The sequence below is a fragment of the Streptomyces sp. NBC_01508 genome (assembly GCF_045040315.1).
GTDB lineage: Bacteria > Actinomycetota > Actinomycetes > Streptomycetales > Streptomycetaceae > Streptomyces.
Genome location: NZ_CP109419.1, coordinates 7,365,585 through 7,391,700, shown reverse-complemented (window position 1 = coordinate 7,391,700; position 26,116 = coordinate 7,365,585). Strand labels below are relative to the sequence as shown.

The window sequence follows — 26,116 nt, the reverse complement described above, 5'->3', positions numbered from 1 at the left end:
TTCCCCCGTTCTCAGCCCTAGTACTGCAACCGCGTTTGCAGTGACGACGTGACGTCGTGGTCGTTGTGCTTGTCATGGGTGGGGACCTCGAAATCGGTGACGTGCGGCGGTGGGCGGTGGGGCTGGAAGAGGTGCACGAGCGGTTTGTGCACCGTTTTCAGCGTTCGGAGCCCCGCGAGTCGGCGCTGGCTTACATGCGCGGGTTGGTGTCGTCGCTGGAGCGGAAGAACGCGTGGACGGTCGCTGAGCGCGCGGGGCATGACCGGCCGGACCGTTTGCAGAGGCTGCTCAATACGTGTGACTGGGATGCCGACGAAGTCCGCGACGATGTGCGGGAGTTCGTGATGGAACATCTCGGTGACCGGCAGGCGATCCTGGTCGTGGACGACACCGGGTTCTTGAAGAAGGGGGTCCGCTCGGCCGGTGTCCAGCGCCAGTACACGGGCACGGCGGGGGCCTGTGTCTGAATAACTGTCAGAGTTGATCTGCGCAGGTGTCGCCGTGTGACGGTAGGCGGGCTCGGAGTTGGGACAGGGTGCGGGCCGGGGTTCCGGGTAGCGGTGTGACCGCGATGCGGTGCAGGTCCAGAAGGCGGTGACCGTCTTGGAATTGGTTGGACAGGTTGGTGCGGGTGACGTTCAGGAGCTCGGCCAGAAGGGTGCTGGTGACGGCTCGGCGGCGCCGTAACAGGGCAGTCAGTAGGCGGTGGTAGTGGTCGAGGCTGCTGATCTGTGGGTGGAGGTAGCTGCGTGGGCGGTGGAAGCGTCGTTGGAATGCTGCCTCGGCCAAGGCGTCCCAGTACGGTTCCGAGACTGTGACCAGGAGGTCGAACGCGGATCGTGACATCCCGGTCAGGGCCGGGTCGCTGAGCATTGCCGTCAGGGCGGGATCGATCCGCTGTCGGCTCGGTGCCGGCTCGGGAAGCCGGGGTGCGACCGGTGCCAGAGTGTAGTTCCAGCCGCCGTGGAAGGCGTGGGGTGTGATCGGCAGCGCATGGAACTCGGCGGGTGGCACTTCGGTGCCCAGGTCATATCGGCCCGTGTCGAGTTCGGCGCCGATTCTGAGCCCGGCGCGGGTGGTCGTGGCGGCGATCGTCTCGATGACGGTCTTGTAGCTGGTCAGGGGCCTGCCACGCCAGTTCGCGGTGATGTGGCAGAACATCCGGTGTTCGATCTTGTTCCACTTCGATGTGCCGGGTGGGAAGTGGCAGACCGTGATCTCGAGCCCGCTTTCCAAGGCGAAGGCGGCGAGGTGCTTCTTCCATGTCCAGCGGCGGGGGTCGTTGGAACCACCGCAGTCGGCGGTGATCAGCAGCCGGGCGGCGTCCGGGTGGTCGTCCCGTCCACGTTGCCGCCACCAGCGGCGGATGGATTCCACCGCGAACTCGCCCGTGTCGTGGTCGGTCCCGACGTTGACCCAGCCAGTGTTGCGAGCGATGTCGTAGATTCCGTAGGGGATGACCACGGGCTGGTCACTGGTGATGAACGTGTGGCAGTCGACACGGATGGGGTTCTTGCCTGGCCGCCAGGTCCGTCCGGGTCGATCACGGCTACCGAGCCATTCCTTGGCCTTGGTGTCCACGCTGATCACTGGCTGGTCGCCCTCGAGGAACGCCGCGGCGGTGGCGTTGATGTGCGTGAACTGGGCATCACGGTCCGGATGACTGGCGCCTTCCGTGGTCTTGGCGGTGCCCTGCAGGCTGTATCCCAGAGAGTGCAGCAGGCGTCCGACGGTCGCCGCGCCGACCGGGTGGTCCTGCATGGTCAGCGCAGAGGCCAGCGAACGGAGTGAGAGCGTGGTCCAGCGCAACGGCGAGACCGGATCACCCCGGGTGTGCGGCTCGATCAGAGCTTCGAGCGCGGGCAGTAGACCGGGGTCGGTGACCGTCAGCGGTTTGCGGCCGGCTCCTGGAGCCCGGATCCGCCCGGATGGCAAAGGGTGCCCGGACAACTCGGCGATCCCGCGTGCGACGGTGGCCGCACTGGCACCAGAAGCGGCCGCCACCAACGCGATCCCGCCGTGGCCAAGCGCGGCAGCTTCGCTGGCCAGGTAGATCCGCCGGCGTCGCTCATCGAGATGAGGAAGGAACTGGTCGAACTTCGCCCTCAGAGCCACAACCGAAGCCTGAGCAGCCGCACACGCAGTCACGCCTCAGTGTCCCGCCAACACCCGTTCACCGAGCAGTAATTGAAATACAGGCCCCCGGCAGGATCGAGAACAGCCAGGTCGGCACGTTCCTGGCCTACGCCACCGAGGTCGGCCACACGCTGATCGACCGGGAGCTGTACCTGCCCGCGTCCTGGACCGAGGACCGGGACCGCTGCCGCACCGCGGCGATCCCCGACGAGGTCACCTTCGCCACGAAGATCGAGCACGCCAAGGCCATGATCGAACGGACCCTCGCAGCCCGGGTGCCGTTCGCGTGGCTGACGGCCGACGAGGCATATGGGCAGGTCAAGGGGTTGCGCTACTGGCTGGAACAGCGTGGGGTGTTCCACGTGCTGGCCACCCGTCGGACCGACACTGTCGTAACCGCCTCCCGCATGGACCATGTCGTGGAGGAACTGGTGGCGGGCCTGCCCCGACAGGCATGGAAACGCCGCTCGTGCGGGTCGGGCGCCCACGGCGAGCGGGTCTACGACTGGGCCCGGGCACCGATCCGGCCCTGGCGTGAGGAGGGCGTCGAGCACTGGGTTCTGGCCCGTCGCAGCGTCACCGATCCCACCGGGATCGCCTACTACGTGTGCTTCGCACCCGAGGGCACCACCTTGAACACACTGCTGGTGGTGGCCGGCCGCCGGTGGACGATCGAGGAATGCTTCCAGACCGCGAAGAACGAGTGCGGCCTGGACCACTACCAGGTCCGCAAGTACCACGCCTGGTATCGGCACATCACGCTGGCCATGGCGGCCCACGCCTACCTGGCAACGGTCCGTGCGCAGGAGCTGAAAAAGGGGCTCACGATCCGCTGACCAGTACCTTGTCCCACTGAGCCTGCCCGAAATCCGCCGCCTGACCGCCCACCTCACCGCACGCCTCCTGCCCTCACTCGCCCAGGTCCTGCACTGGTCCCACTGGCGGCGACGAGCACAGCACCGAGCACGCGTCAGCCACTACAAACGACGAGGCCACAGCCCGTGACTAAACCATCGTCACAGCAAACACGGTTGCAGTACTAGGACGTGCCTTCGAAGTCCCGTTTGGCCCGGAGGCCCGACGACTCCACTTCCACGACTCGCTCCAGCCAACGTGACGCCGGTACGCCGCCCTTGACGAGAACACACGGATGTACGGCGTCCAGCGCATCCGCTCTCCACCACCCCTAAGAGAGCGCGGAGCCGCAGATCCGCTGATTGGGAGTTACCCGCCCTGATCGGTCACTCAATCCCGGCACGCGCCACGAGGGGTCTCGAAGCCGAATACCGGCTCGCCCGAGCTCGACGCGACTCCGGCGGTGCTGCTCGCGGCTCTCCAGGGCCGGGGGCGGTGGCGATGGCCGCGGCGAGTTCGGCTGACCCCAACTGGGTCCAACCACGGTTGGGCCGGCCGTCCCCGGTGGATGTCGGGGACGGCCGATCAGGCCGGCGCGGCACGTGTCTTGTGGCTGTTCTCCAGGCAAGGGCTTCGTGGCCGTTGTGCGCGGGCGGGGGGTAGCGCGACGAAGCCGGCGACGCGCTGACGTCTTCGATGCCAGGTGGCCAACAGGCCAGTGGCCAGAACAGCCAGCCCAAATGGTGTGCGCCCTGCGCGCTTGGGTGAACCGCCGGATTGGCTTGTACCTTCACGCCGTTCGCGCAGCGCCCGTACGAACGGCCACCTCATGGGCGTCCCGCGTCTTGCTGTCACCGCCCCCCTCGCGTCCGGCGCATGCCGGGTTCAGCGGCTATCGCGCCGGTCGTGAGGCGGGAACGTGACGCCGTGGAGCGGATTGCGCTCCAGGCGGTGGTGGAGGCAGCGCGGGAGCCGCACACCCACGTCGCGCAGGTGCTGGTTGGCGGCTCGGCACGGGGATTCCGGGGCCTCGGTGCCATATGCCCAGGTGACGGGTCTGCGCCTCGTCGGTGACGCCGCGCCGACGCCGGCCGGTCAGGAGCGCGTCCGTGAACTCACTCCTCCAGATCGCCCGCCTTCTCCTTCCCCTCGCGGGTGTACAGCAGCAGGAAGGCGAAGACACCGGCCAGGCCGGCCAGGACACAGGCGACATCGGCGACATCGGAGCCGAAGGTCGTCATCAGTGCGGCGGAGCCGACCGCGATCGCCGCCGTCTGGCCCACGACCACCACGAATCCGCCGATCAGGAAGAGAACGACGAGAACGCGGGTGGCGTTCAGGCAGAACGTATACATCCTCGTACTCCTTATCCGGGAATCCATATCGCTCCCACCACGATCAGGACGCCCATCAGATATGACGGCACGAGGTAATAGAGCGTCACAGGGACAAAGATCCGCACCGGATTGATGGAGGCGATTCCGGCGGCCACGTACAACGGTGCGGCGCCCGGTGGTGAGCAGCCTTCGGAGGAGGCCCACACGATGACGGCGGCGAAGGCGATGTACGGCGGGACGTCGGCCGCCGTCAGGGCAGCGAAGGCGACCGGACCGACAGCCGCGAGGGTGGAAGTGGTGTTGAGCGGGCCCGCGACGATCACGACGATCAGTCCCACCACGAGGGCGGCGACGATCTGCGGCACCCCGTCCAGGCGGTTCAGGTAGGGGGCGAGTTGTTCGCCGATCCCCAGCGTCTCCAGCACGTTGGAGGCCGCGAAGGCCGCGACCATCGTGACGCCGATCAGGCCGAGCTTGGGGCTGATCTCCGACAGCAGCTTCCACCACTCTCCGCCGCCGCGCGGGAGCGCGCCGCGCTCGACGACCAGTCCGGCGATCAGCATCACCACCGGCAGCCAGAGCAGCAGCGGTACGGCGTCGGCGACGTCCAGCCCGCCCAGCCGGTCCCCGATGATGTCGCTCGTCGGGGACGCCGTCAGGACGATCGGTACCGCGATGGCGGCGAGAACGATCAGCGAGGTCCAGCCGGCCGCGAACGTCCGGCGCAGCGGATGGATGTCTTCGGGTGCCATCGCGCCCACGCCGCGCCGTTTGACGATGACGTAGGCGATGACCAGCCGCATCGCGACCATCCAGATGCCCGTGACGAAGATCGTGCCGACCACGTCCCGCGCGCTGAGGACGGGCAGTACGGTCGGCGCCGCGAGCAGGATGAAGAAGGCGCCGCTGAAGGGGAAGGTGGCGCCGACGCCCGCGTTTCCGGCCAGGACCAGTGCCGCGGTCTCGCCGCTCGCCTTGGAGCGCTTCATCCAGGGAATGGTGATGGATCCGATGGTCGCGACGATCGCCGCGCCGTTGTGCGCGACGGCACCGAAGAGACCGGCGGAGACCGTCGCCGCGTAGGCGGAGCCGCCCTTGCGGCGGCCCAGCAGCGAGCTGAGGATGTCGATCATCCGCTGCACCAGGCCCGTTCTCGTCAGCAGTTCGCTGACGACGACGAAGGCCAGTGCGGCGAAAGTGATGTCCGACTTCAGCCCCTCCACGAGGCTGTCCCAGGCGACACGCGGCGCGTCCGTGCCGGCGAACGCGGCGCAGGCGAGGAAGCCGACGACCATCGCCTCGCCGATGTTCCGCTTGACCCATACGTTCCACACGAGGATGGCCCCGATGAAGGCGACCAGGGCGAATATCGCGTTCATGGGCGACACCGGGGGGCGCGGCAGGGCAGCCGGAGCGGGCCGTCGGCCGCGTACGGCTCAGTCCAGCGGTGGGACGTCGAGTCCCGCTTTGCGGTACGCATCTCTGGCCTCCTCTCCGGTGAGGAACGTGTGCAGTTCGCGGGCCCAGCTCCGTCCGGCGCCGGCCGTGCCCAGCGCGACGGAGAACTCGGTGATGTGCTGGGCCCCCTGCGGCAGCGGTCCCACGACCTCGGCCTCGGGAACGAACAGCAGCTCGCTCATCTGCTGTACGGCCAGATCGGCCCGGCCGTCGACCACGGCGAGCGCGGTGAAGCCCTTCTCCACGATTGTGGCCCGCGCGTTCACCTCTTCGGCGATACCGAGCCGCTCCAGCAGTCCGGCGAAGTAGACCCCACTGGCGCCCGTGCGTGAGTAGGCGACGGAGCGGGCCGAGCACAGCGCGGTGACCAGTGCGTCGACCGTATCGATCGCGGGCGGTTCGGCGCCGGGCGGCATGGCCAGTCCGATGCCGGACCGGGCCACGTGCCGCGGCGAGGACCCGTCGATCACGCCTGCCTCGACCAGGGCCGGGAACGAACCGGTCACCCCGACCATGACGTCGGGCCGGGCGCCCGCCTCGACTCTCTTCAACAGCACGTTCGTCGGGTCGTACACGCCTTCCACGGCGATCCGGGTCTGCTGGGTGAACGCCGCGAGGAGCACGTCGTCGAGGGCTTTCTTCACCGCGAGCGCGCTGAAGAGGGACACCGTGTGCGGTGTATCCGGGGACATCTTTGTCCTTTCAGATGGATGGTGGACAGGCCCGGGGAGCTGATCCGGGCAGGTGGCATCGGACCGGGGAGATTCCCGGTCGGCGAAGGGGTTTTCGGGGGTCAGGAGAACGCCGGGCGCAGTGCCCGGCGCTGGGGCGGCGTCAGCGGTCGGGTGGCGGAGCCTCGCAGCAGGAGGAAGATCTTCGCTGTCTCCTCGATCTCCTCGGCCACCTCCAGCGCGCGCTCCGGATCCGCCGCGGCGGCGACCGGCCCGTGGTTGCTCAGAAGCAGCGCGGCGTGCTCGCCGGCCAGCGCTTCGGTGGCGGCGGCCATCCGGCTGTCGCCGGGCGGGAAGTACGGCACCATGGGCAGGCGCCCGACGCGCATCGCGTAGTACGCGGTCAGCGGCGGCAGGACGTCGTCGCGGTCGACGTCGGACAGGCACGAGACGGCCGCCGCGTACGTGGAGTGGGTATGCACCACGGCCGCGTCGCGCGGTCGGGCGCGCAACATCGCCGCGTGCAGGAACGCCTCCTTGGACGGCTTCGCGCCGGACACGGGGTTCCCGTCGGCGTCGATGACCGACAACTCCTCGGCGCGTACGGTGGCCAGGCTCGATCCGGTGGGTGTCACCAGGATGCGCTCACCGGCGCGTATCGAGACATTGCCGGTGCTGCCGTGGGTCAGCGAACGGGCGGCGATGGCCCGCGCGGTGGCGATGAGGCGGTCCCGCTCGCGGTCGTCACTCCGGCCACTCACGCTGTCCGTCCCGGATCTTGAGGGGAGGCGGAGACGTCGGTGAGCAGGTCGGGGCCGCCGAAGTTGCCGGACTTGAGCAGCAGCGCGAGTGGCCGACCGTCCAGAGGGTGGATCCACGGCACCCCACGCGCGGCCTCCGCGCCGACACGTGCTCCGGTGAGCCCGAGTGCGGCGACCACCGCGCCGGAGGTCTCTCCCCCGGCCGCGATCAGCCGGCGCACGCCGCGTTGGGCCAGCCCCAACGCGATGAGCCCGGTCGCCTCCTCCAGCACGGCCGCCGACCGCTCCCCGCCCAGCGCGCGCTGTACCTCACGCAGCCGTTCGGGAGCGACGGAGGAGTACAGCACAGGCGCGCCGGCGCCTGCGGGCAGCGCGTCGTACCAGTCGAGCGCGGCGTCGGCCAGCGCCCCCGGCTCCGGTGCGGCGACCGCGTCCAGGTAGTACATGGGCCTGCCCGCGCCCGCGAGCACCGCGAGTTGCTCCAGGGTGCGGCGCGAGCAGCTTCCGCTCAGTACGGCGGCCGGCCCGCGTGGCGCGTCCCCGGTCTCCTCGGCCGCCTCTCCGCCGGCGGCCCGGTACCACTCGGTGCTCGGCGCGCGGTACGTGCCTGGTGCGAGGCTGCCGTCCGACGTGCGCCAGGCGCTCGATGGGTGCCCGGCGCGATCCTCGGCGTAGGCGTGCGCCAGTCCCGCGGCCAGCCCCGCGGCGCCCGCGACCAGCGGTGCGCCCACGACGGCCCGGCCCAGCGTGCGCAGGTCGCTCTCGTCGATCCCGTCGGCCAGTACGTAGCGCGCTCCCCGCTCTCCGGCGTCCGTGAGCGCGGCGCGTACCACCGCGGGTCCCTGCCGTACCGTGCCGAGCCCGATCAGGGCCACCTGCCCGGACGTCTGCGCGCGCAGCAGCCGGGGCAGATACGAGTCCGTCATCGGGGTCACCGGGTGGTCGCGCATATGAGACTCACCGAGCAGGACGTCGTCCACGAACAGGCAGCCCTGGTACTGCGTCCGCAGGTGTTCCGGCGAACTCGGCGTCAGTGTGACGGGGCCGGCGCCCGTCGCCTCGGCCAGCGCGTCCAGGACCGGGCCGATGTTGCCGCGCGGCGTCGAGTCGAATGTCGAGCAGAACTTGAAGTAGATCTGCCCCGTGCCCTGTCCGCGCAGCCACCGCAGGGCGGCCGTCGAGGACGCGACGGCGTCTGTGGCGGGCATCATCCGGCTCTTCAGCGCGACGACCAAGGCGTCGTGCTCGGGCAGTTGGGACGGGTGGGGCGCGTGAGCCCCCTCGCTTGTACCATCCGGCACGCCGAAGAACAGCAGCGTCCTCAGCCCGGCGCGGCGCAGCGCCACCGCGACGTCGGTCGCGCCGGTGAAGTCGTCGGCGATGACTCCGAGCGGTGCGGTCCCTCCGACCGGTGCGGTCCCTCCGACCGGTGCGGTCCCTCCGACCGGTGCGGTCCCTCCGGCCGGTGCGCCGGCGCCGGCCAAGTCCCTTGACTGGTAGCTGCCCTGACGCTCACTCATGCTCGCCTCCCGGTGAGAGCGGATCGCAGGGCCGCGGCCGCGGCCTGCGGACCGGACACGACGGGCAGACCCAGCGCGGTGGCCAGTGGCGCGGCGGCGGGCGCCAGCGAGTACTGGGCGAGCAGCACCGCGTCGGCCTCGGCCGCGTACGGCAGACACACCTTCCGCAGCGCCTCGACCAGTGCGGGGGTGTCGTTCCGGCGGGCCGCGCCGAAGGCGTCGGGTGCCACCACACCGACCGCCCGCGTCGGCGAGCCGGCCGTGTCGGCGGCTGCCGAGAAACGGGTCACCGAATCGCGCATCGCGGCCTCGAAGGAGGCGACCACCAGTACGCGGCCGAAGCCCGATGACAGCGCCCGCTCGAACGCCGCCGTATCGGGTGCCAGCAACGGGACCGGCGTCTCGAACGTGTCGGTGACCGGTCCGTACAGCGAACAGGTCAGCAGCACCCCGTGGGCCCCGCCGGTCAGCGCGTACCCGATCAGCCGGCGCATCCGGTCCACGAGGACGGGCGGCAGGGGCCCTTCGGCCGGCGCGTCGGCCAACAGGCGGTCGTCCAGCAGGTTCCACGGCTCGGCCGCCGGGAACTCCTCGGCCAGTCCCGCGACCGCGGGCGCGACGGCGGTGGGCGTGGCACTGATCAGCGCGATCCTCGGCGCCGGGCCCGGGGTCGCCTTCCCGTCGTTCATCGGGGCACCTCCGCAGAAGTGCCCGCTGCCGCGGTCAGCCCGGCGAGCCAGGACAGCCCGTTCACCGTGCCGTCGGCCGGGCGGTACTCACAGCCGATCCAGCCCGGGTACGAGGCGTCCAGCAGCGTGCCGAAGACTCGCGGCCAGGAGATCTCGCCGCTGCCCGGCTCCGTCCGGTCCGGCGGGTCGGCGATCTGGATGTGCCGCACCCGGGGCAACTGCTCGCGCAGCGTCGAGATGAGGTCACCTTCCTGGACCTGTAGGTGGTAGACGTCGAGGAGCAGCCCGAGTCCGTCCCCGCCGAGCGCCTCCACGACGGCGGCGGCCCGCGCCTGTGTGTCCAGCAGGAAGCCGGGCGCGTCGCGGCCGTTCTGCGCCTCGATGACCAGGCACACCCCCGTGTCCCGCGCCCGCTCGATCGCCCAGGCGAGGTTGGTGACCAGGGTGGCGAGGGCGCGGTCGTGGCTGACACCGGGCGGCCGTACACCACCCAGTACGTGCAGGAAGTCGCTGCCCAGCTCGACCGCGTATTCGAGGCCGCGCTCCAGGTCGGCGCGGAAGCTGTCCGCGCGGCCAGGCAGACACGCCACGCCCGCCCGCTCCGCTGAACCAGGCTCGCCCACCGGTGTGTTGATCAGCACCTGGTGCAGCCCCGCATCGACGAGGCGCCCGCGCAGCCGGGCGGCCGGGTACGGGTAGGGGTCTGCGTACTCGACGCCGGTGAAGCCGGCGGCGGCCGCGGCGTCGAACCGCTCCTCGAAGGGGACTTCGGTGAACAGCCACTTCAGATTCGCGTCGAAGCGCAGCCCGTTCGGCGCCCGCATCAGCGTGCTCCGGCGCCGACCGCGGCGCTCACGTAGCCGGGGTTGACCAGATTCGCCGGATCACGCCCGGCGAGCAGATCGATCACCTGTGCGGCGGCCATGGCTCCGGACCTGGCGCGGGCCTCCACGGTGGCGGCGCCGATGTGCGCGGTCACGAGGACATCGCCGAGCGCCCGCAGCCGGCTGCCGGTCGGCAGTGGCTCGCTCTCGACCACGTCCAGCGCGGCGCCCGCCAGCCGGCCGGCCTCGATCGCGTCGGCGAGCGCGTCCTCGTCCACGACCCCGCCCCGCGCGGTGTTGATCAGGTACGCGTCGGGCTTCATCCGGCGCAGCGCGGCGGCGTTGATCAGATGCCGGGTGGTCACGTCCAGGGAGATGTGCAGGGTGAGGAAGTCCGCCTCCGCGAGCACCCCTTCCAGGGGCCGCGCCTCGACACCGGTCTCCGCCAGGAAGTCCTCGTCCAGCCGGGGGTCGTGGGCGACGACCCGCATGCCGAGCGCGAGTGCGGCGCGGGCGACGGTCTTGCCGATGGAGCCAAGACCGACGACGCCGAGCGTCGTGCCGTACAACTCCCGCCCGCTGTCCTGCGTCCAGCCGCCTTCGCGCACGGAGGCGAGGTTCTGGGGTATGCGCCGGGCGCAGTTCAGCATCAGCGCCAGGACGTGTTCGGCGACCGATATCCGGTTGGCGCCCGGTGTGAACGTGACCGCGACGCCCTGCCGGGTCGCGGCGGCCACGTCGATGTTGTCGTAACCGACGCCGCAGCGGCCGAAGACCCTCAGTCCCGGCGCCGCCTCGATGACCTCGGCAGGGAAGGCGTCGGTGCCGGCGACGACGCCCGCCACGTCCGCGACGCAGTCCGCCAGGGTGCGCCCGGTGGCCTCCCGATCGGCGCGCCGGGCGAAGACCGTCTCCAGGCCGGCGTCCTGGAGCATCCTGTCGACCGCTCCGCCGGGTTCGAGATACGGCGTGGTCACGAGCACGCGGGGCGCACGTTTCTTCGGGGGCTGCTGTGCCATGAGGAGTCCTTTGTGGTCTGCGTTCTCGCGTCGGCGGTCCATCTCCAACCCTCGGAACTATAATATAGGATTCATTCAAATACTATAGCTCTGCACATCTGTGTGTGATTACGAAGAGAGGGTCGCGCTACCATCGGGCGACGAAGGAGGCTCGCATGGCTAGGCGCCCGTCCGACCGGCAGCCGTTGGCCGACCAGATGTACGACGTGCTGCTCGGGCAGTTCATGGACGGACTGTGGTCACCAGGGCAGTCGCTCAACATCGGCGCTCTGACACGCGAGTTGAACGTCAGTCAGACCCCCCTGCGCGAAGCTCTCGCCCGGCTCGAACACACCGGTCTGGTACGCCGCGAGGCGCTCAAGGGCTACCGGGTCGCCCCCCTCTTCAGCGAGACCGAGCTGATCAAACTGATGGACGCGCGGCTGGTGCTGGAACCGACCCTCACGTACGAGGCGGGCCGCCGTACCACCCCCGAATTCCTCCAGGACGTCGCCGCGAGCATCGAGGAGTTGCGCCACTGCGCGGAGGGGGACGGCTCAAAGTCGGTGCGCGCCTACCTGTCGGCCGACGAACGCTTCCACTTCCTGATCGCCCGGCAGTCGGCCAACCCCTTCCTTGAGTCGGCCTACCGCTCGCTGGGCGGCCATGTGCAGCGCTTCCGCCTGTTCACCGAACTCGGCTCCTCCGACGCGGAGTCACCCGCGCACGACCACACCGCCGTGTATGACGCCCTGGCCGCCGGAGACGCGGAGGGCGCCGCGGATCGCATGCGGCAGCACATCGAGAACGCGAAGGCGCGCGCTCTGAAGGACCGCCAGGCCGTCACGGTCGACTGACGGCCGAGCGACGCCGGCGCAGCGGTCTTCACCATGAGCATGCGCTCCGCACCGGGCCACGGTCCCCGCCGCCCGGTGCGTGGCCGGCACTCATCGGCCGGGAGGACGTTGACCGTCCGCGCGGCGGACGCCTCGCTGGACTCGCCTGTTCGCAGGCACCCGCACGCATGGACCGCGGCGATGCGCACACTGTCACTGTCGGTGTCCCGCAGGGTCGAGGTCGTCGTGTTGACCGCCCACACGCCCGCGTAGGACTTGAACGGCGCTCCGGCCTGCCGGTCCGTGCCGTCGGAGGGGCGGTAGTGGTAAGTGACGGACAGCTTGGGCTGATTGGCCGTGTTGTTCGCGGAGTTGACCCGCTTCCACGCCCTGGTGACGGCGGTGGCCGCGGGTGGCCTTCCCGGACGCCCAGGACTGGACGAGGGTGTCGATGTCCGCGTTGATCCAGCCGTCCGGCTGGGTGGCGGTGCAGTCGGGGTTGCCCATGTCGAGTTCGACGTCGCTCGACCAGTCGACCGTCTCGCCCTGCTGCACATAGGTGTCGAAGGCGTTCGCCAACAAGAAGGCCGAGGGGGGCGACAGTGACCGGGGTGGCGACCAGGTCGACCTGAACGTTCCCCTTGTCGATCACCTTCATGTCGGCGCGGACACGGTTGGTGTGCTCGCCCGAGCGCTTGTCGACCGCAAGGACTGGATGGAAAGCGCCCGCTTCGGCGAGGTGACGGGCTCCCATGGTCTCGGTATCGCAGAACGTGGCGATCGACTGCGCGGATGCCTACGAGTCGGCCCGGTTCCGGAGCGGTGTGATCTGCGCAGCGCGTCCGACCGAGCGGCCGTGGATTCCTGACGCGTTGGTCACCGCGGGTCGACGGGCGCCTGCCCCCGCACGGCCCTCGCTCACCGGCGTCATGGACGCCTACGCCCACGCCCTGCTGAGTTCCTTCGCCGGCAGCGGCCTCTTCCCCGAGTTGCCGCGCGCCCGGGGAACCAAGCCCCTGGACCGCGGGGCCCGCACCATCACCGAGATCCACCGCCTCCTGCTCGAAGCGGCAGCCCCCTACACCGATCAGATCCGGTGCTCCGACCCGAGGACGGCGCTGGACACCGTGGCCCGCGCCGTTCTCGGCGCCTGCTTCCACAACTCCGTACGCCCGGACCCCGCCGCCGGTGAGACGGCCAGGCGCCGGTACGCGGCCGAACTCAGCGACATGGCCATTGCCTATCTCCTCACCCCCGACCGCCACCGCACACACCTGAGCCGCCCACGCCCACGGTGCCGGGTGATGGCGGCTAATACGTCGCGGACGGCGGGTCAACGGTGTCAACGGCCTTGTGCGGGGCGCTCGGCGCGACGGCGACCGCGTGCCCGGCGCCACGGCCGTCCGCGCGTGCCACGATCAGCCCGTCACGTACCCGGATCGCGACCTCCGTGGCGTCGTCCACGCGGTCGCGGCCCATGGCCGTGGCGACCGTGCCCCCGTCGTCGAACACGACGCGCGGCGCGGGTAGTTCACCGGCCGCGAACACCCGTCGCAGACAGGCGACGAGATCGACGATCCGCAGTCGGGCCAGTCGACCGGTCTCGGAGGGGTCGCTCGTCACGACGACGAGCGTCACCTCGTCGCGCAGGCGCGCCGAGCGCACCGCCTCGCCGGCCGCCGACAGACGTCCGACGCCCAGCACGACGACCACGCCGTCGTCACCGAGGTTGACCGGGCGGCCGTTGATCTCGTCGTACAGTCCGCGGGGCGCCGCCCACCGGTCGTCCGCGGTCCGTGCCGGCGCGACGAAGGGCAGGTGCGGCGGCCCCGCGTCGTCGATGAGCGTGATGGCGGCCAAGTGCTCGGCGGCGCGGGCCAGGTCGAACGGGTCGCCGACGCCGGGGGCGTTCTCCGCGAGAGCGGCGGCGCCGTGGAGCAGGGTCAGTGCCAGCCCTGCCAGGCGCACCGTCCGGGTGCGCACAGCGCGGTCCGGTTCGAGGGCGAGAGCGAGCAACAGGGCTTCGAAGCAGACGAGTTCGGCCAGCGCGGCTCGGGCCGGCTCGGTGTCGAGTACTCCGGACAGCGAGCGCAGCTGGAGATGCCCGCTCCCCGGTGTGTCGCCGGCGAGGGGAAGTCGTTCGAGCCAGACCCGGGCGAAGGCGCCGAGTGCTCGCGCGACGGAGTCGGGGGATTCCGGCGGGGGTTCGGCGGAGGCCCGGGCCCGCTCGACGGCGTCGGCGAGCACCGCGAGGTAGAGCGCGCGCTTGCCGGCGAAGTTGGAGTAGACCGCTCCCCTGGTCAGTTCCGCCCGCTCGGCGATCCGGTCGATCTTGGCCTCGCCGTAGCCGTACTCGGCGAACTCCCGCCGGGCCGCGACCAGCACCGCCGCGCGGGTCCGTTCCTGCTGCTGCGCCCGGGTGAGCCGCACCATCGTGTCTCCTTCCGCTCCCGCCGTGCCATGATACAGCTACCATCCAGATGTTGACGTCATCGGAAAACTTTGAGCATTGGAGATTTGGCGTGCGTGACACCGGGTTCGAGATCGACGGGCTTCCCACGAAGCGGGACCGCACAGAGGGAAGCAACACATGAACCGGCCCGACACCCACCCGACGTACACCAATCTGCTGGTGCTGCACGCTCTGCGCTGTGTCGGCGCCTCCGGCCCCACCCGCCTCCACCTGGTCACGGGGCTCGACGAGTCCGATGTCGAGTCCGAGCTGATCGATCTCGGGGCCGCGGGTCTTCTCACGTACACGCCCGGAGCCATGGGTGGTTGGTGGCTCACGGACGCCGGCCGTGCGGCGGACGCCGAGCGGATCACCGCCGAACTGGAGTCGGCCGATGCCCGGGGGGTCGTGGGGGCGGCGTACGACCGGTTTCTCGTGCTCAACCCGGAGCTGCTCGACCTCTGCTCGGCATGGCAACTGCGTACCGTCGACGGCATCGTGATCGCCAACGATCACGGTGAACCCGCCTACAACTCCCGGGTCCTCGGCCGATTCGCCGATCTCGACCGGCGCGCCGCCGCCGTCTGCGCCGAGCTGTCCGCGGCACTGCCCCGGTTCGGCCGCTACCGCGACCGCCTCGCCACAGCCCTCGACCGCGCCGTGTCGGGCGAGTTGGAGTACGTGACCGACAGCACCGCGTCGTACCACACCGTGTGGGCGGAGCTGCACGAAGACCTGCTCGCCACGCTCGGGATGCCGCGATGAGATGGATTCGTACGCTCTCCGGCCGAGTCGAGGAGACGGCGGACATCCTGGGCGGCAAGGCGGTCGGCCTCGTCCTGCTGCACCGTCTCGGGTTGCGGGTGCCGGCCGGATTCGTCGTCACCACCGAGGCATGCCGCGCTCTCCTGCGAACAGGACGCCTTCCCGACGGACTCGACGCCGAGCTGGCGACCGCCGTCGCCTACCTCGAACTCTCCACCGGGCGCGCCTTCGGCGGACCGCACAGACCGCTGGCGGTGTCCGTCCGCTCCGGAGCCGGCGTGTCGATGCCCGGCATGATGAGCACGATCCTCAACCTCGGTCTCACGACCGAAGCCACCGCGGGCCTGGCCGACGAGACGGGCGACCGGCCCTTCGCGCTGGACTCGCGCCGGCGCTTCCTGTCGAGCTTCGGCTCCGCGGTCACGAACGACGTCGCGGACATGGACATGGACGATGGTGCGGGAGGCGGTCAGCCGATTCCGGACGACGCGACACGCCAGTTGGAGCGGGCGGTCCGGGCCGTGTTCTCGTCCTGGGACACCCCACGCGCCCAGACCTACCGTGTGTTGAACGACATCCCGCACGACCTCGGCACCGCCGCGATCGTCCAGACGATGGTGTTCGGGAACCGCGACGAGCACAGCGGCAGCGGAGTCGCGTTCAGCCGCGATCCCAACACCGGTGAGAACGTCCCGTTCGGCGAGGTCCTGTTCGAGCGCCAAGGGGAAGACGTCGTCTCCGGCCGGTCGACGACCCTGCCGCTGCGCGAACTCGCCGAACGGGAACCGTCCGTCTGGACAGAGCTGCTCGACGCTCTGATCCGGATCGAGGGGCACTACCGTGACGCCTGCTACGTCGAGTTCACGTACCAGAGCGGCGAACTCTGGATCCTCCAGGTCCGGCCCGGCCGGTTCGTCGGGGCTGCCGCCGTCCGGGTGGCCACCGAACTCGTCGACGCGCGGGTCATCGACCGCCGCGCCGCGCTGCTCAGGGTCTCGCCGCGGCAGCTGCGGCACGTCCGCACACCACGCATCGCCTCACCCCAGGAGGCCGACGTCTTCGCCCGGGGGCTCGGCGCCTGTCCCGGCGTGGCGGTCGGCCGCGTGGCGACCACCTCGGACACGGCGGTACGCATGGCCCGGCACTCCCCCGTCGTCCTGGTACGCCCGGAGACCTCCCCGAACGACATGCGCGGCCTCGCCGCCGCCGCCGGAATCGTCACCGCCCGCGGCGGGCCGGCCAGCCATGCCGCGGTCATCGCGCGGGCCATGGGGAAACCCGCGGTCGTGGGCGTCGCCGGCCTCACCGTCGGCATCGGCGACGGCGACGGCTCGGTGACGGCAGGATGTCGCACCGTCGGCGACGGCACCCTCGTCACCATCGACGGGACCAGTGGCGAGGTCGTTCTCGGCACTCCGCGCGTCGTCACGGACGCGGCCGGTGACCAACTCCACCGGTTGCTCGCCTGGGCGGACGACATCTCGGGGGACCACTCCGAACGCGAGGAATCCCAGCGCCTCGACGCCGCCCACACCGCGCTGCGCCTTCCCGGGCGGCCCGGCTGACGCCGATCCGCCTCATGACAACGAACCGGTCCTGGAAAGGAATTGACGATGGCAACTCGGCACGTATACCTGCTACGGCACGGAGCGGCGGACCCGTTCGGCGAGCTGACCGACGCCGGGCAGCGGCAGTCGGAACTGGTCGGGCGGCGGCTGGCCGGCCTTCCGGTCGACGTGGTGTGGCATTCGCCCCTTCCCAGGGCGGTGCGGTGCGCGCGGATCGTGGGCGGGTATCTGCCCGGCGTCCCCGTACGGGAAGCGGCCGAACTGGTCGATCACGTACCGCACATACCGGACGAGGCGCCGTCCGCGTGGGCGGCGTTCTTCGACGGGTACAGCGCGGCGGAGGCCGCGGAGTCGGACCGCATCGCCGCTGCCCTGACGGACAGGTTCGCGCGTCCCGCCGAGACCGAGACCCATGAGGTCCTGGTCACCCACGCCTATCCGGTGGCCTGGCTGGTGCGGCACGCCCTCGACGCGCCACCGGCGCGGTGGCTCGGTCTGAACTGCGGGAACACGGCGCTGACGGCGATCGAGTACCGCGACGGTACGGAGCCGACGGTGCTGATCTACAACGACATGGGGCATCTGCCGGCCGATCTGCGCTGGACGGGGTTCGGGGCCGGGACGCTGCCGTGAGGTCGGTGCGGTCATAAGGGCGACGCGGCGGTACGGCGGCGGTCGGCGGTCGGCGGTCGGCGGTCGGCGGTCGTTCAGGGCGTACCACCAGCGATCATTCCCCTTCCGCCTCGGCCACCACTTCCTGCGCGATCGCGAAGGCCGCGTTCGCCGCCGGTACACGGCGGTAGACCGCCGTCTGACGCGCCACATGAGCCCCAGCGAGGAGGGCGCCCGCCTCACCCGGCAACTGATCGACCTGTACGAGGAGGTGGTGCCCGGCACCCTCCTCGACCCGGTGGTCTCCGCGCTCATCAGGCATCTGATCGGTGACACCTCCGCCGACTGGCTGGAGGTGCCCCGCACCCGGTGGGACACGCTCGTCAAGGCGGTCCCCGTGCTTCTGAACGTACTGGAGACCGTCGAGGACCACTCCCCCATCGGAGCCTGGGCCCTGGACCGCCTCGGCCACCTCACGACCATGCTCGAACTCTCCTCCCTGACCCGTGGCCGGGTCATGCACTACGCGATCCCGGAGCAGCTCAAGAAGGAGTACGGCCTCTCCTCCGCCGTCCCGCGCACCCGGCGCTGGACTCCCCCGGGCCCGACTGCCACTTGATCCACCTGGCGGTTCGTCCTGACGGGTACGGTCGAGCGGACGGGGCACCAGGGTGGAGACGCGGACGGCGAAGGGCGCATCGGGTCCGCCCGAACACGGGGCGGGACAATCGGGCCACCGGCCTGCCCACACACCCCAGGGAGATCCGCCCCATGGCACATCCGTATCCGCTGTTCGAGCACCTGGACGCCAAGCCGGTGGAGATCAGCACCCCGGCGGCGAGGGGCTACACCTTGCTCCGCTACCGCGATGACGAGAACCATCGAGGACCGGTGTTCCTCGGGCGGAACAATGCCGTCTTCGCGTTCCGGTCAACCGCCAACCTGGTCGCCTTCCTGCACAGCGGAGAGCCGCACGACCTGGTCGACACCCCGGACTGGGAACCACCCGACCGGGAGGAGGTCCCGCTGGTGGCGGACATCGGGCTCACCCACATCAGGCACGAGCAGTTGGAGGTCTGCCGGCTCGACAACGTCGCCCAGATGTTCGGCGCACGGGCCTCGACAGTTGATCTCGACGGAGCGGAACACGTCTGGGAAACACCGCCGATTCTGATTCATCCGTCGACGGATGTCGTCCTGGACCTGCTGCAGACCCAACGCGTCGCCCGCGAACTCGCCGAATACGCGCTGCTCGCCGAGGTGGTGGACGCGCTTGCTCCCGAGTCGTCACTGGGAACGTTCGAACGGGAGCTGGCGGCAGCCCATTTCACGAAGTCCGGCGACCGCCGGCGGCTGTCTCGTCATGACACGGACCTGCTCGCGGCTCTCTGGTCCGAGTTGGTCGCCAAGATCGTGCCGGTCGTCCACTTCCGCGACTGACATCATCTCGGCACGGGAACCCATACCGACGGCTCGAACACGGCCTGCGCCGCGGCGAGTAATCGGCTTGTTTCGGAGGTCGTTTTCCCCAGGAAGTCCTTGAAACTTTGAGAAAGTTTTTCCGGGGCTTGAACACCGCGTCCCAGCGGTGCGTACCCCCCGCAAGAACCGGCCGCCGGAGCCGGGCACGGACAGGGAGCAGACATGACGGGAACGCAGGGCACCGCGCGGCCGGCCACGGGCCGGACAGTGGCACGCCGTACGGTCGTCGCGGCGGCGGGCGCCGTCGGCCTCGGCGCGGCACTCGTCGCCTGCGGCTCGGACGACTCGCCGGAAGCCGCCGCGGGGAAACCCGCGGACAACAGCGGGGCTGACAACGGCGGCGCGGACGACGGCGCCAACGGCGACAGCGGGGCCGACGGGCAGGGAGAAGTGCTCGCCAGGACCGCCGACATCCCGGAGGGCGGCGGCAAGGTCTTCGAGGCCCAGGGCGTCGTGGTCACCCAGCCGGCGGCCGGGCAGTTCAAGGCCTTCTCCTCCGAGTGCACGCACTCGGGATGCACGGTCGGGAACATCTCCAACGGCACCATCACGTGCCCCTGCCACGGCAGTCAGTTCGACGCGTCGGACGGCAGTGTGAAGAAGGGCCCCGCCACCCGGCCGCTGGGAGCCGCGTCGATCTCCGTGGAAGGGGACGAGATCAAACTCGCCTGACCACGCGGCCCCGGGACACGTACTACGCCATGGCCGCCGCCTTCACCACCCGCGCCCCTTCCTCCAGCGCCTCGACCGCCGCCCTGATCGACGGGCGGCGGTCGGCGTCGGCGCGCCACACCGCGTAGACGTGCCGGAACATCTTCTGCCGTACGGGCACCGCCACGACGCCGTCGGGCAGCCGCCCGCGCCCCATCCGAGGCGCGACGCAGACCCCCAGTCCCCCGCGGACCAGCTCCAGTTGGGTGTGCTGCTCACCGGCCATGTGCTCGATCCGCGGCTCGATCCCCTTCGAACGCAGCGTGAACATCAGCCACTCGTGGCAGAACTCGCCCGTCGGCCAGGACACCCACGAGTCGTGGGCGAAATCCTCCAGATCGATCACCCGCCGGTCCGCCAGCGGGTGATCGGCCGGCATCGCCACATCGGCGGCGTCCTCCAGCAGAGAGGCGGTCGCCAGCCCGCCGGGCACCGGCAGCCGTTTGTTGTTCCAGTCCAGGACGACGGCGAGATCGAGATCGCCCCGCAGGACCTGGCGGATCGCGCTGTCCGGCTCCAACTCCAGTGAGCGCACCCGCAGATCGGGATGCGCCTTGCGCAACGAGGGGAGCGCGACGGGGAACAGGCCGCGGGCGGCCGTGGGGAACGCCGACAGCCGCACCTCGCCCACGGCGTGGCCGCGCTGCGCCTCGATGTCCGACTGGGCCAGCTCCACCTGGGAGATGATCCGCGCGGCGTGGTCGGCGAGCAGCCGCCCCGCGTCGGTGAGCCGCACGCCGCGCCCGTGCTTGGCGAGCAGTTGCTGGCCGACCTCCCGCTCCAGTTTGGTCATCTGCTGCGAGACCGCCGACGTGGTGACATGGAGGCCGTCGGCGGCGCCGCTCACAGAGCCGTGCCGGGCGAGCGCGTCGAGGATCCGCAGTCTCTCCAAGTTCAACATGTAAGCAATGCTACGCGAACGGGTCGAGAAATTCTCGCTTGTCCTAAGAGATTCCAGCCCTCATCGTTGCCGTATGACCACAGCGACCCCGCCCCGCACCGGACGTACCGGACCCACCACCGGATCCTCCTCGGCCACCCCGCCCAAGGCGCCGGCCGGCGCCCCGGCGCCGACGACGGCCGGCGGGCCCGCCCCCGCCGCGGGCCACCGCTCCGCGATCGACTGGCGCATCCGGTTCGGCGTGCTCTCGCTGATCTGGGGCTTCAGCTTCCTGCTCATCAAGGTCGGCACCCACGGCTACGCGCCGTTCCAAGTGACCTTCGGCAGGCTGTTCTTCGGTACGGCGGTGCTGGCCGTCGCGATGCTGGTACGGCGCGAGCGACTGCCCCGGTCCATCCGCACCTGGGGCCATCTCACGGTGGCCGCGTTCATCCTCAACGCCGTGCCGTTCTCGCTCTTCTCCTACGCCGAGCTGACCATCCCGTCGTCCCTCGCGGGCATCTGCAACGCCACGACACCGCTGTGGGGCATGGCGCTGTCGCTCGTCGCGCTCTCCGAGGACCGCCCCACCCGCCGCCGCGTCGCCGGTCTGGGGCTCGGCTTCATCGGTGTCCTGACCGTGCTCGGCGCCTGGCAGGGTTTCTCCGGGCTGGACTTCTCCGGTACGGCCATGGCTCTCCTGGCCTCGCTCAGCTACGCCGTCGGCTGGATCTACGTACGCCGCACCTTGGCGGGCAGCGACAGCTCGCATCTCTCGCTCACCGGAGCCCAGTTGTTCATGGCGACGATTCAACTGGCCGTGGTCACCCCGCTGTTCACCGACCTGCCGACGTCCTTCCCGGTGGTTCCGCTGCTCGCTGTGGTCGCGCTCGGCAGCCTGGGAACGGGCCTGGCCATGCTGATCCAGTACGGTCTCGTCGCCGAAGTGGGCCCGACGACCGGTCAGATGGTCACGTACTTCGTCCCCGTCATCGCGACGGCCGCCGGGGTGGCCGTCCTCAGCGAGCCGCTGCACTGGAACACCCCGGTCGGCGCGGTCATCGTGCTCGCCGGCGCCGCGCTCACCCAGCGCGGGAGCAGCGGCGCCACGCGGAAGTCCGCACCATCAACAGAGCCGGAGCCGAAGCCGGTGCGGGCACCCGCGGCCACCCCAACTCCCGCCCCCACCCCGGCCGATCAGCCGTAACTACGCGCCGGCGCGGCCCCCGCCGCGTCGGCCACCGCGTCCGCGACCGCCTCGATGTCGTCCGCCGTCATGGCCGAGACCGTCAGCCGCACAGCGGGACCCGCCGCCAACCGGAAGCGCGCCCCCGGCGCGACCGCCCAGCCCGCGTGCAGCAGCCGCGCCACCGCGCCCGTCTCCTCGGCCACCGGCACCCACACGTTCATCCCGCTCCGCCCGTGCGCCTCGACCCCCCGCTCGGCCAGTGCCCGCACCAGCGCGTCACGCCGCTCGCCGTACGCGCGTGCCACCGCCCGCGTGTCGACCGCGCCCGCCGTCCACAGCTCCACGACCGCCCGTTGCAGCAGCCTGCTGACCCAGCCGGGCCCGAGCCGCTGACGCCCCGTCACCCGGTCGACGGTCACGGCGTCCCCGGTCAGCACGGCCAGTCGCAGATCGGGGCCGTACGCCTTCGCCGTGGACCGGACGAGCGCCCAGTGGTCCGTGACCCCGGCCAGCGGATTCAGCGGCTCGTCGACAATGCGGTGACCGTGGTCGTCCTCGATGAGGAGCACGTGGGGATGGGCCGCCAGCACCGTACGCAGCTCCCGCGCACGGGCCGCGCCCACCACCGCCCCCGTCGGATTCTGCGCCCGGTCGGTGACGACGACCGCCCGCGCCCCGGCCCGTAGCACCCGCTCCAGCTCACCGGGCAGCGGCCCGTCGTCGTCCAGGGCCATCGGCACGGGCCGCAGCCCGAGCGCGGGCACCAGATCGAGCAGGGCGCCCCACCCCGGATCCTCGACGGCCACGGCGTCCCCCGGCCGCAGATGCGCCGCCAGCACCCGCTCGATCGCGTCCAGCGAACCCGAGGTGACGGCCACCGGCCCGGCGGGCACGCCGTCCTCGTCCAGCCCGGCACGGGCGAGCCGGGCGAACTCGGGCAGGACGGCGGCGTCCCCGTACCGCCCCGGCCGCCGCGCGTGCTCCCGCGCGGCGACCGCGAACGCGTCGTGCAGCGCCGGCAGCAGGGCCGGATCCGGATTGCCGTCCGACACCTCCCGCACACCGGCGGGCGCCTCGACCCCGATCGAGCCGCGCGGCGTACTCGACGGCCGCGCACGTACCCGGCTGCCCCTGCGGCCCGCCGTCTCGATCACGCCGCGGTCGCGCAGCGTGCGGTACGCGGCGGCCACCGTGTTCGGGTTGACCCCCAGCTCCGGCGCCAACTCGCGAAGAGGTGGCAGCAGTTGGCCCGGAGCCAACAGACCCGCGCCGATCCCCCGCTCCACGCTCGCGGCGATCTCGGCGGCACGCCGCCCTTCGATCCGATACTCTCCTAGCACAAAGAACACTATGCACTAGTACATAGGAGAGCGCAATGCCGGAGCCCACGTCCTCCGCCGCCTACCGCCCCACCGACCGCACCGTCCCCACCCGCTCCGCCGACCGCGCCTCGTACGACCGCGAGTCGGTGCACGGAATACTCGACGAGACCTACCTCTGCCATCTCGGATTCGTCCGCGACGGCGCGCCCGTGGTCCTCCCCACCCTCTACGCCAGGGTCGGCGAGACGCTGTACGTCCACGGGTCGACCGGCTCCCGGCCGCTGCGGATGGCCGGCGACAAGGCGGACCCGGGGCTGGCGGTCTGTCTGACGGTCACCCATGTCGACGGCCTGGTGCTGGCGCGCTCGGCCTTCCACCACTCGATCAACTACCGCTCCGTCGTGGTGCACGGCACCGCCTACCAGGTGACCGACCTCGAAGAACGGCGCGCCGCGCTCGACGCCGTGGTCGACCACGTGGTGCCCGGCCGCTCCCACGACTCGCGGCCCGCCAACGCCAAGGAACTGGCGGCGACCGCCGTGCTGCGCCTCGATCTCGCCGAGGTGTCCGCCAAGATCCGCACCGGCGGCCCGAACGACGAGCCCGAGGACCTGTCGCTCCCCCACTGGACCGGTGTGGTGCCCGTCGTACGCGGACACGGCACACCGGTCCCGGCCGACGACCTGGACCCGGCCGTCGAGCTGCCCGACTACCTCTCGGTGCTCTGACCCCGGGGCCGCCCGTCGCGCGGTGGGGTCACCCGCGGCTCACGCGTGGCCTACGCGGGGACGGCCGCCTTGCGCCGGTCCGACGCGAGGCGTGCCTCCGCCGTGGCGAGCCCCACCACGGCGGCGAGCAGCAGCAGCGTCCCCACCACGGTCGCGGCCGTGAGCTGTTCACCCAGCAGACCGACCGCGATGACCGCCGCGCTCACCGGCTCCAGCAGCATGATCACCGAGACCGTCGCGGACCGTACGACGGCCGCGCCCGCGAAGTACAGGGCGTACGCGAGGGCCGTCGGCACCGCGGCGACGTACAGCAACAGCCAGAGCACCTGGGCCGGTTCGGCCATGTGCGGCAGCAGTCCCTCGCCGGCCGCGAGCGGCAGCACGCACAGCGCCGCGACGGCGAAGGCCCAGGCGGTGGTGGTGAGCGAGTCGGCCTGGCCGCCGTCGCGGCCGAGCCGGCGGGTGAGCAGGGTGATGGCCGCGTAGCCGGCAGCCGCCAGCACCGCGTACGCGATGCCCACGGGGCGCACCGTCGCCCCGTCGCCGCCGAGTACCAGGACGGCGAGGCCGGCGAGGGCGCCGACGACGGCGATCAGGCCACTGCCGCCGAGCCGTTCGCCCATGGTCACTCGCGCGCCGAGCGCGATGACTACGGGTCCGGCGCCGAGGGTGACCACGGTGCCGACGGCGAGCCCGGTCTCCTCGACCGCCGCGAAGTACGCGCTCTGGAAGACGGCGAGACCGACGCCCGTACCGAGGACGCGGATCAGCCAACGGCGGCGCGGCTCGGCGCCGGCCGTCAGCGCGCCGGGCGTCGCCGCGGCAGCCGCCGCCACGCGCCCGCGGCGCAGTGCCAGCGCGCCGAGCAGCAGCACGAGCCCGCCGACACAGCGCCAGAAGGAGAGGGAGAGCGGACCGATGTCGCTGACGCGGTAGACCAGCGCGGCGGCGGCGCCGGCGGTCCCCCAGGCGACACCGGCGACGACGAGATAGAACAGGCTGCGGCCGACCGACAGGCCGGGAACAGCGGAGGATGCGGAAATCGACACGTGACTTCTCCGTGTGAAGAACGGGTTGGTGGTCGCTCACTGCGTCTCGCGGGCAGCGACGAGCCGCTCGGGGACTGCCCGAGCCCGGTCTTCGTCAGCGGATGGCCGCCCGCGCTCAGGCGGCGGGAGGCGGAAGCACAGTCAGATGCATGATCGGCAGCCTATGTCGTCGTCCGCCCGGCGGACAACCCGCCCTCCTCGCCGATCACTTCGGGCACCTCGGTCTCGTCAACCCCTTCAGCCGTGCCGGCCCCTTCAGCCACCTCGATCGCGTCGCCGGCCCGCACCGCCGCCGCCGGCGTGGACGTCTGGGCGATGAACGCGCCGACGAGCACCACGAGACCGCCCAGGATCTGCGGTGCAGACAGGTGCTCGCGCAGCAGGACCCACGCCAGCACCGTCGCGATGACCGCCTCCAGACAGGCGACGACCCCCGCCACCTGCGGCGAGAGCCTGCGGACGCTGACGACGCCGGTGCCGTACGCGAGCACGGTCGCCACGAGCACGATCCACCCGAGCAGCAGCGGCGCGGCGACCGGTGACCCGCCCATGTCGACGTCCCCGGCCAGCAGCGACCAGTCCATGCCCCAGGGCCGGGCCACGGCGGTGAGGACGAGCGTGCCGATGAGCAGCCCGTACGCGATGACCCCCAGCGGATCGACGGCGTCGGCCGGGTCCACCGGGTCACCACCCTGGTCGGACAGCAGGAAGTAGCCAACCTGGCAGCAGGCCGCGGCAAGTGCCAGCAGCAGGCCGATCACATCGAAGGAGAGCCCCGCCCAAACCTCCACCACACAGGCGAGTCCGCCCACCGCCAGGACGACGCCGACGGCGGCGGCGCGGGTGACGGGTTTGCGCCGGACGAAGCGCACCCAGAGCAGGACCAGCGCCGGTGCCAGGTACTCGACGAGGAGCGCCACTCCGACGGGGATCCGGGAGAGCGAGGCGAAGTAGAAGGCCTGCACGCCCGCCACGGCGAACAACCCGAAGCCCGCCAGCAACGCGGGCCTGCGGCGGACGAGGTCACGGTGGCGCCACGCGAGAGGCAGCAGGACCAGCGCGGCTCCGGTGATCCGGAGCCAGACCACATGCAGCGGATCGAGCCCCGCTTCGATCAGCGGCTTGGCCGCGACACCTGATCCACCGAACGCGAAGGCCGACACAAGCGCGAGTCCCAGGCCGACGCTTCTCCCCTGAGACGCGTGCATGGACGCATCATGCCAGTCGCCGTCAGGAGCATCAGCACTTTCACGCCTGTCGAGACAGGCTGTGG

General features: G+C 71.0%; 22 protein-coding genes and 6 pseudogenes. 12 read left to right on the top strand and 16 right to left on the bottom strand.

From position 1 onward, the window contains the following. Positions 1-74: 74 nt before the first annotated feature. Positions 75-455, top strand: a pseudogene (locus OG700_RS34125) (transposase); the annotation flags it as partial. 247 nt (positions 456-702) lie between these two features. Here the strand turns inward: OG700_RS34125 and OG700_RS34120 are convergent. Next, positions 703-2,148, bottom strand: a pseudogene (locus tag OG700_RS34120) (ISAzo13 family transposase); the annotation flags it as partial. A 56-nt stretch (positions 2,149-2,204) separates the two neighbouring features. On the opposite strand from OG700_RS34120, the pseudogene OG700_RS34115 reads away from it, so the two are divergent. Next, positions 2,205-2,972: pseudogene (locus OG700_RS34115) on the top strand (IS701 family transposase); the annotation flags it as partial. Between the two features lie 1,134 nt (positions 2,973-4,106). Here the strand turns inward: OG700_RS34115 and OG700_RS34110 are convergent. The 8 genes from OG700_RS34110 to OG700_RS34075 all read right to left on the bottom strand — a co-directional run bounded on the left by OG700_RS34110 (position 4,107) and on the right by OG700_RS34075 (position 11,270). Next, positions 4,107-4,346 (bottom strand): hypothetical protein, encoded by a 240-nt coding sequence (locus tag OG700_RS34110; protein WP_405620394.1) that lies wholly within the window; start codon positions 4,344-4,346, stop codon positions 4,107-4,109. 11 nt (positions 4,347-4,357) lie between these two features. Beyond that, positions 4,358-5,707 carry a TRAP transporter large permease subunit gene (locus tag OG700_RS34105; RefSeq protein ID WP_405620392.1) on the bottom strand — a complete coding sequence of 450 codons (1,350 nt, stop codon included), beginning with the start codon at positions 5,705-5,707 and terminating at the stop codon, positions 4,358-4,360. A gap of 57 nt (positions 5,708-5,764) precedes the next feature. Beyond that, a complete protein-coding gene (locus OG700_RS34100) occupies positions 5,765-6,454 on the bottom strand; it encodes a substrate-binding domain-containing protein (RefSeq protein ID WP_405620390.1) in 690 nt (229 codons plus the stop codon). Between the two features lie 125 nt (positions 6,455-6,579). After that, entirely contained in the window at positions 6,580-7,218 is a 639-nt protein-coding gene (locus tag OG700_RS34095) for a class II aldolase/adducin family protein (RefSeq protein WP_405620388.1), read from the bottom strand. Next, positions 7,215-8,738, bottom strand: coding sequence for a four-carbon acid sugar kinase family protein (locus OG700_RS34090; protein ID WP_405620386.1), 1,524 nt, complete (start codon positions 8,736-8,738; stop codon positions 7,215-7,217). The genes OG700_RS34095 and OG700_RS34090 overlap by 4 nt, the downstream gene beginning before the upstream one ends. Beyond that, entirely contained in the window at positions 8,735-9,427 is a 693-nt protein-coding gene (locus tag OG700_RS34085; protein WP_405620384.1) for an aspartate/glutamate racemase family protein, read from the bottom strand. The genes OG700_RS34090 and OG700_RS34085 overlap by 4 nt, the downstream gene beginning before the upstream one ends. Beyond that, positions 9,424-10,251, bottom strand: a complete 828-nt coding sequence (locus tag OG700_RS34080) for a hydroxypyruvate isomerase family protein (protein ID WP_405620382.1) — start codon at positions 10,249-10,251, stop codon at positions 9,424-9,426. Before OG700_RS34080 ends, OG700_RS34085 begins: the two co-directional genes overlap by 4 nt. Then, positions 10,251-11,270 carry a phosphoglycerate dehydrogenase gene (locus OG700_RS34075; protein ID WP_405620380.1) on the bottom strand — a complete coding sequence of 340 codons (1,020 nt, stop codon included), beginning with the start codon at positions 11,268-11,270 and terminating at the stop codon, positions 10,251-10,253. Before OG700_RS34075 ends, OG700_RS34080 begins: the two co-directional genes overlap by 1 nt. Positions 11,271-11,425: 155 nt before the next feature. Between OG700_RS34075 and OG700_RS34070 the strand changes: the two genes are divergently transcribed. After that, on the top strand, positions 11,426-12,106 hold the full coding sequence (locus tag OG700_RS34070; protein WP_405620378.1) for a GntR family transcriptional regulator: 681 nt from the start codon (positions 11,426-11,428) through the stop codon (positions 12,104-12,106). Positions 12,107-12,294: 188 nt separating this feature from the next. Here OG700_RS34070 and OG700_RS34065 read toward each other — a convergent pair. Next, positions 12,295-12,788: pseudogene (locus OG700_RS34065) on the bottom strand (hypothetical protein); the annotation flags it as partial. A 49-nt stretch (positions 12,789-12,837) separates the two neighbouring features. Between OG700_RS34065 and OG700_RS34060 the strand changes: the two are divergent. After that, positions 12,838-12,913 (top strand): annotated as a pseudogene (locus OG700_RS34060) (VOC family protein); the annotation flags it as partial. Between the two features lie 259 nt (positions 12,914-13,172). Here the strand turns inward: OG700_RS34060 and OG700_RS34055 are convergent. Together OG700_RS34055 and OG700_RS34050 are read right to left on the bottom strand one after the other, a co-directional pair. Then, positions 13,173-13,322: a hypothetical protein gene (locus OG700_RS34055; RefSeq protein WP_405620376.1), complete on the bottom strand. Its 150-nt coding sequence runs from the start codon at positions 13,320-13,322 to the stop codon at positions 13,173-13,175. A gap of 74 nt (positions 13,323-13,396) precedes the next feature. Then, on the bottom strand, positions 13,397-14,518 hold the full coding sequence (locus tag OG700_RS34050) for a TetR family transcriptional regulator (RefSeq protein ID WP_405620374.1): 1,122 nt from the start codon (positions 14,516-14,518) through the stop codon (positions 13,397-13,399). Between the two features lie 157 nt (positions 14,519-14,675). Here OG700_RS34050 and OG700_RS34045 point away from each other — a divergent pair, with 157 nt between their 5' ends. From OG700_RS34045 to OG700_RS34020, 6 genes and pseudogenes are all read left to right on the top strand, one after another. Beyond that, the gene (locus OG700_RS34045) at positions 14,676-15,302 is read left to right on the top strand and encodes a transcriptional regulator (RefSeq protein WP_405620372.1); all 627 of its coding nucleotides are present in this window, start codon (positions 14,676-14,678) and stop codon (positions 15,300-15,302) included. Then, a complete protein-coding gene (locus tag OG700_RS34040; RefSeq protein WP_405620371.1) occupies positions 15,299-16,867 on the top strand; it encodes a pyruvate, phosphate dikinase in 1,569 nt (522 codons plus the stop codon). Before OG700_RS34045 ends, OG700_RS34040 begins: the two co-directional genes overlap by 4 nt. 48 nt (positions 16,868-16,915) lie before the next feature. Beyond that, positions 16,916-17,503: a histidine phosphatase family protein gene (locus tag OG700_RS34035; RefSeq protein WP_405620370.1), complete on the top strand. Its 588-nt coding sequence runs from the start codon at positions 16,916-16,918 to the stop codon at positions 17,501-17,503. 178 nt (positions 17,504-17,681) lie between these two features. Then, positions 17,682-18,101, top strand: a pseudogene (locus OG700_RS34030) (DUF2236 domain-containing protein); the annotation flags it as partial. Positions 18,102-18,253: 152 nt separating this feature from the next. Continuing rightward, entirely contained in the window at positions 18,254-18,922 is a 669-nt protein-coding gene (locus OG700_RS34025; RefSeq protein WP_405620368.1) for a hypothetical protein, read from the top strand. 204 nt (positions 18,923-19,126) lie between these two features. Continuing rightward, positions 19,127-19,636, top strand: coding sequence for a Rieske (2Fe-2S) protein (locus tag OG700_RS34020; protein WP_405620366.1), 510 nt, complete (start codon positions 19,127-19,129; stop codon positions 19,634-19,636). A gap of 22 nt (positions 19,637-19,658) precedes the next feature. On the opposite strand, the gene OG700_RS34015 is transcribed toward OG700_RS34020, so the two are convergent. Then, the gene (locus OG700_RS34015) at positions 19,659-20,576 is read right to left on the bottom strand and encodes a LysR family transcriptional regulator (RefSeq protein WP_405620364.1); all 918 of its coding nucleotides are present in this window, start codon (positions 20,574-20,576) and stop codon (positions 19,659-19,661) included. Positions 20,577-20,649: 73 nt separating this feature from the next. Between OG700_RS34015 and OG700_RS34010 the strand changes: the two genes are divergently transcribed. Then, on the top strand, positions 20,650-21,762 hold the full coding sequence (locus tag OG700_RS34010; protein ID WP_405620362.1) for a DMT family transporter: 1,113 nt from the start codon (positions 20,650-20,652) through the stop codon (positions 21,760-21,762). Here OG700_RS34010 and OG700_RS34005 read toward each other — a convergent pair. Continuing rightward, on the bottom strand, positions 21,753-23,084 hold the full coding sequence (locus OG700_RS34005) for an aminotransferase class I/II-fold pyridoxal phosphate-dependent enzyme (protein WP_405620360.1): 1,332 nt from the start codon (positions 23,082-23,084) through the stop codon (positions 21,753-21,755). The genes OG700_RS34010 and OG700_RS34005 overlap by 10 nt on opposite strands. A gap of 35 nt (positions 23,085-23,119) precedes the next feature. On the opposite strand from OG700_RS34005, the gene OG700_RS34000 reads away from it, so the two are divergent. Continuing rightward, positions 23,120-23,794 (top strand): pyridoxamine 5'-phosphate oxidase family protein, encoded by a 675-nt coding sequence (locus OG700_RS34000; RefSeq protein WP_405620358.1) that lies wholly within the window; start codon positions 23,120-23,122, stop codon positions 23,792-23,794. A gap of 50 nt (positions 23,795-23,844) precedes the next feature. On the opposite strand, the gene OG700_RS33995 is transcribed toward OG700_RS34000, so the two are convergent. Together OG700_RS33995 and OG700_RS33990 are read right to left on the bottom strand one after the other, a co-directional pair. After that, positions 23,845-24,843: a DMT family transporter gene (locus OG700_RS33995; RefSeq protein WP_405620356.1), complete on the bottom strand. Its 999-nt coding sequence runs from the start codon at positions 24,841-24,843 to the stop codon at positions 23,845-23,847. Between the two features lie 161 nt (positions 24,844-25,004). Continuing rightward, the gene (locus tag OG700_RS33990) at positions 25,005-26,051 is read right to left on the bottom strand and encodes an EamA family transporter (RefSeq protein WP_405620354.1); all 1,047 of its coding nucleotides are present in this window, start codon (positions 26,049-26,051) and stop codon (positions 25,005-25,007) included. Between the last annotated feature and the right edge of the window lie 65 nt (positions 26,052-26,116).

Excerpts from the sequence above, each read along its gene's own strand:
- OG700_RS34105 (WP_405620392.1), bottom strand. The coding sequence starts at position 5,707 with ATGAACGCGATATTCGCCCTGGTCGCCTTCATCGGGGCCATCCTCGTG.
- OG700_RS34020 (WP_405620366.1), top strand. The coding sequence starts at position 19,127 with ATGACGGGAACGCAGGGCACCGCGCGGCCGGCCACGGGCCGGACAGTG.
- OG700_RS34045 (WP_405620372.1), top strand. The coding sequence starts at position 14,676 with ATGAACCGGCCCGACACCCACCCGACGTACACCAATCTGCTGGTGCTG.
- OG700_RS34090 (WP_405620386.1), bottom strand. The coding sequence starts at position 8,738 with ATGAGTGAGCGTCAGGGCAGCTACCAGTCAAGGGACTTGGCCGGCGCC.
- OG700_RS34035 (WP_405620370.1), top strand. The coding sequence starts at position 16,916 with ATGGCAACTCGGCACGTATACCTGCTACGGCACGGAGCGGCGGACCCG.
- OG700_RS34055 (WP_405620376.1), bottom strand. The coding sequence starts at position 13,322 with ATGGCCATGTCGCTGAGTTCGGCCGCGTACCGGCGCCTGGCCGTCTCA.
- OG700_RS34040 (WP_405620371.1), top strand. The coding sequence starts at position 15,299 with ATGAGATGGATTCGTACGCTCTCCGGCCGAGTCGAGGAGACGGCGGAC.
- OG700_RS34000 (WP_405620358.1), top strand. The coding sequence starts at position 23,120 with ATGCCGGAGCCCACGTCCTCCGCCGCCTACCGCCCCACCGACCGCACC.
- OG700_RS34110 (WP_405620394.1), bottom strand. The coding sequence starts at position 4,346 with ATGTATACGTTCTGCCTGAACGCCACCCGCGTTCTCGTCGTTCTCTTC.
- OG700_RS34050 (WP_405620374.1), bottom strand. The coding sequence starts at position 14,518 with ATGGTGCGGCTCACCCGGGCGCAGCAGCAGGAACGGACCCGCGCGGCG.
- OG700_RS34010 (WP_405620362.1), top strand. The coding sequence starts at position 20,650 with ATGACCACAGCGACCCCGCCCCGCACCGGACGTACCGGACCCACCACC.
- OG700_RS34085 (WP_405620384.1), bottom strand. The coding sequence starts at position 9,427 with ATGAACGACGGGAAGGCGACCCCGGGCCCGGCGCCGAGGATCGCGCTG.
- OG700_RS33990 (WP_405620354.1), bottom strand. The coding sequence starts at position 26,051 with ATGCACGCGTCTCAGGGGAGAAGCGTCGGCCTGGGACTCGCGCTTGTG.
- OG700_RS34015 (WP_405620364.1), bottom strand. The coding sequence starts at position 20,576 with ATGTTGAACTTGGAGAGACTGCGGATCCTCGACGCGCTCGCCCGGCAC.
- OG700_RS34075 (WP_405620380.1), bottom strand. The coding sequence starts at position 11,270 with ATGGCACAGCAGCCCCCGAAGAAACGTGCGCCCCGCGTGCTCGTGACC.
- OG700_RS34025 (WP_405620368.1), top strand. The coding sequence starts at position 18,254 with ATGGCACATCCGTATCCGCTGTTCGAGCACCTGGACGCCAAGCCGGTG.
- OG700_RS34070 (WP_405620378.1), top strand. The coding sequence starts at position 11,426 with ATGGCTAGGCGCCCGTCCGACCGGCAGCCGTTGGCCGACCAGATGTAC.
- OG700_RS34080 (WP_405620382.1), bottom strand. The coding sequence starts at position 10,251 with ATGCGGGCGCCGAACGGGCTGCGCTTCGACGCGAATCTGAAGTGGCTG.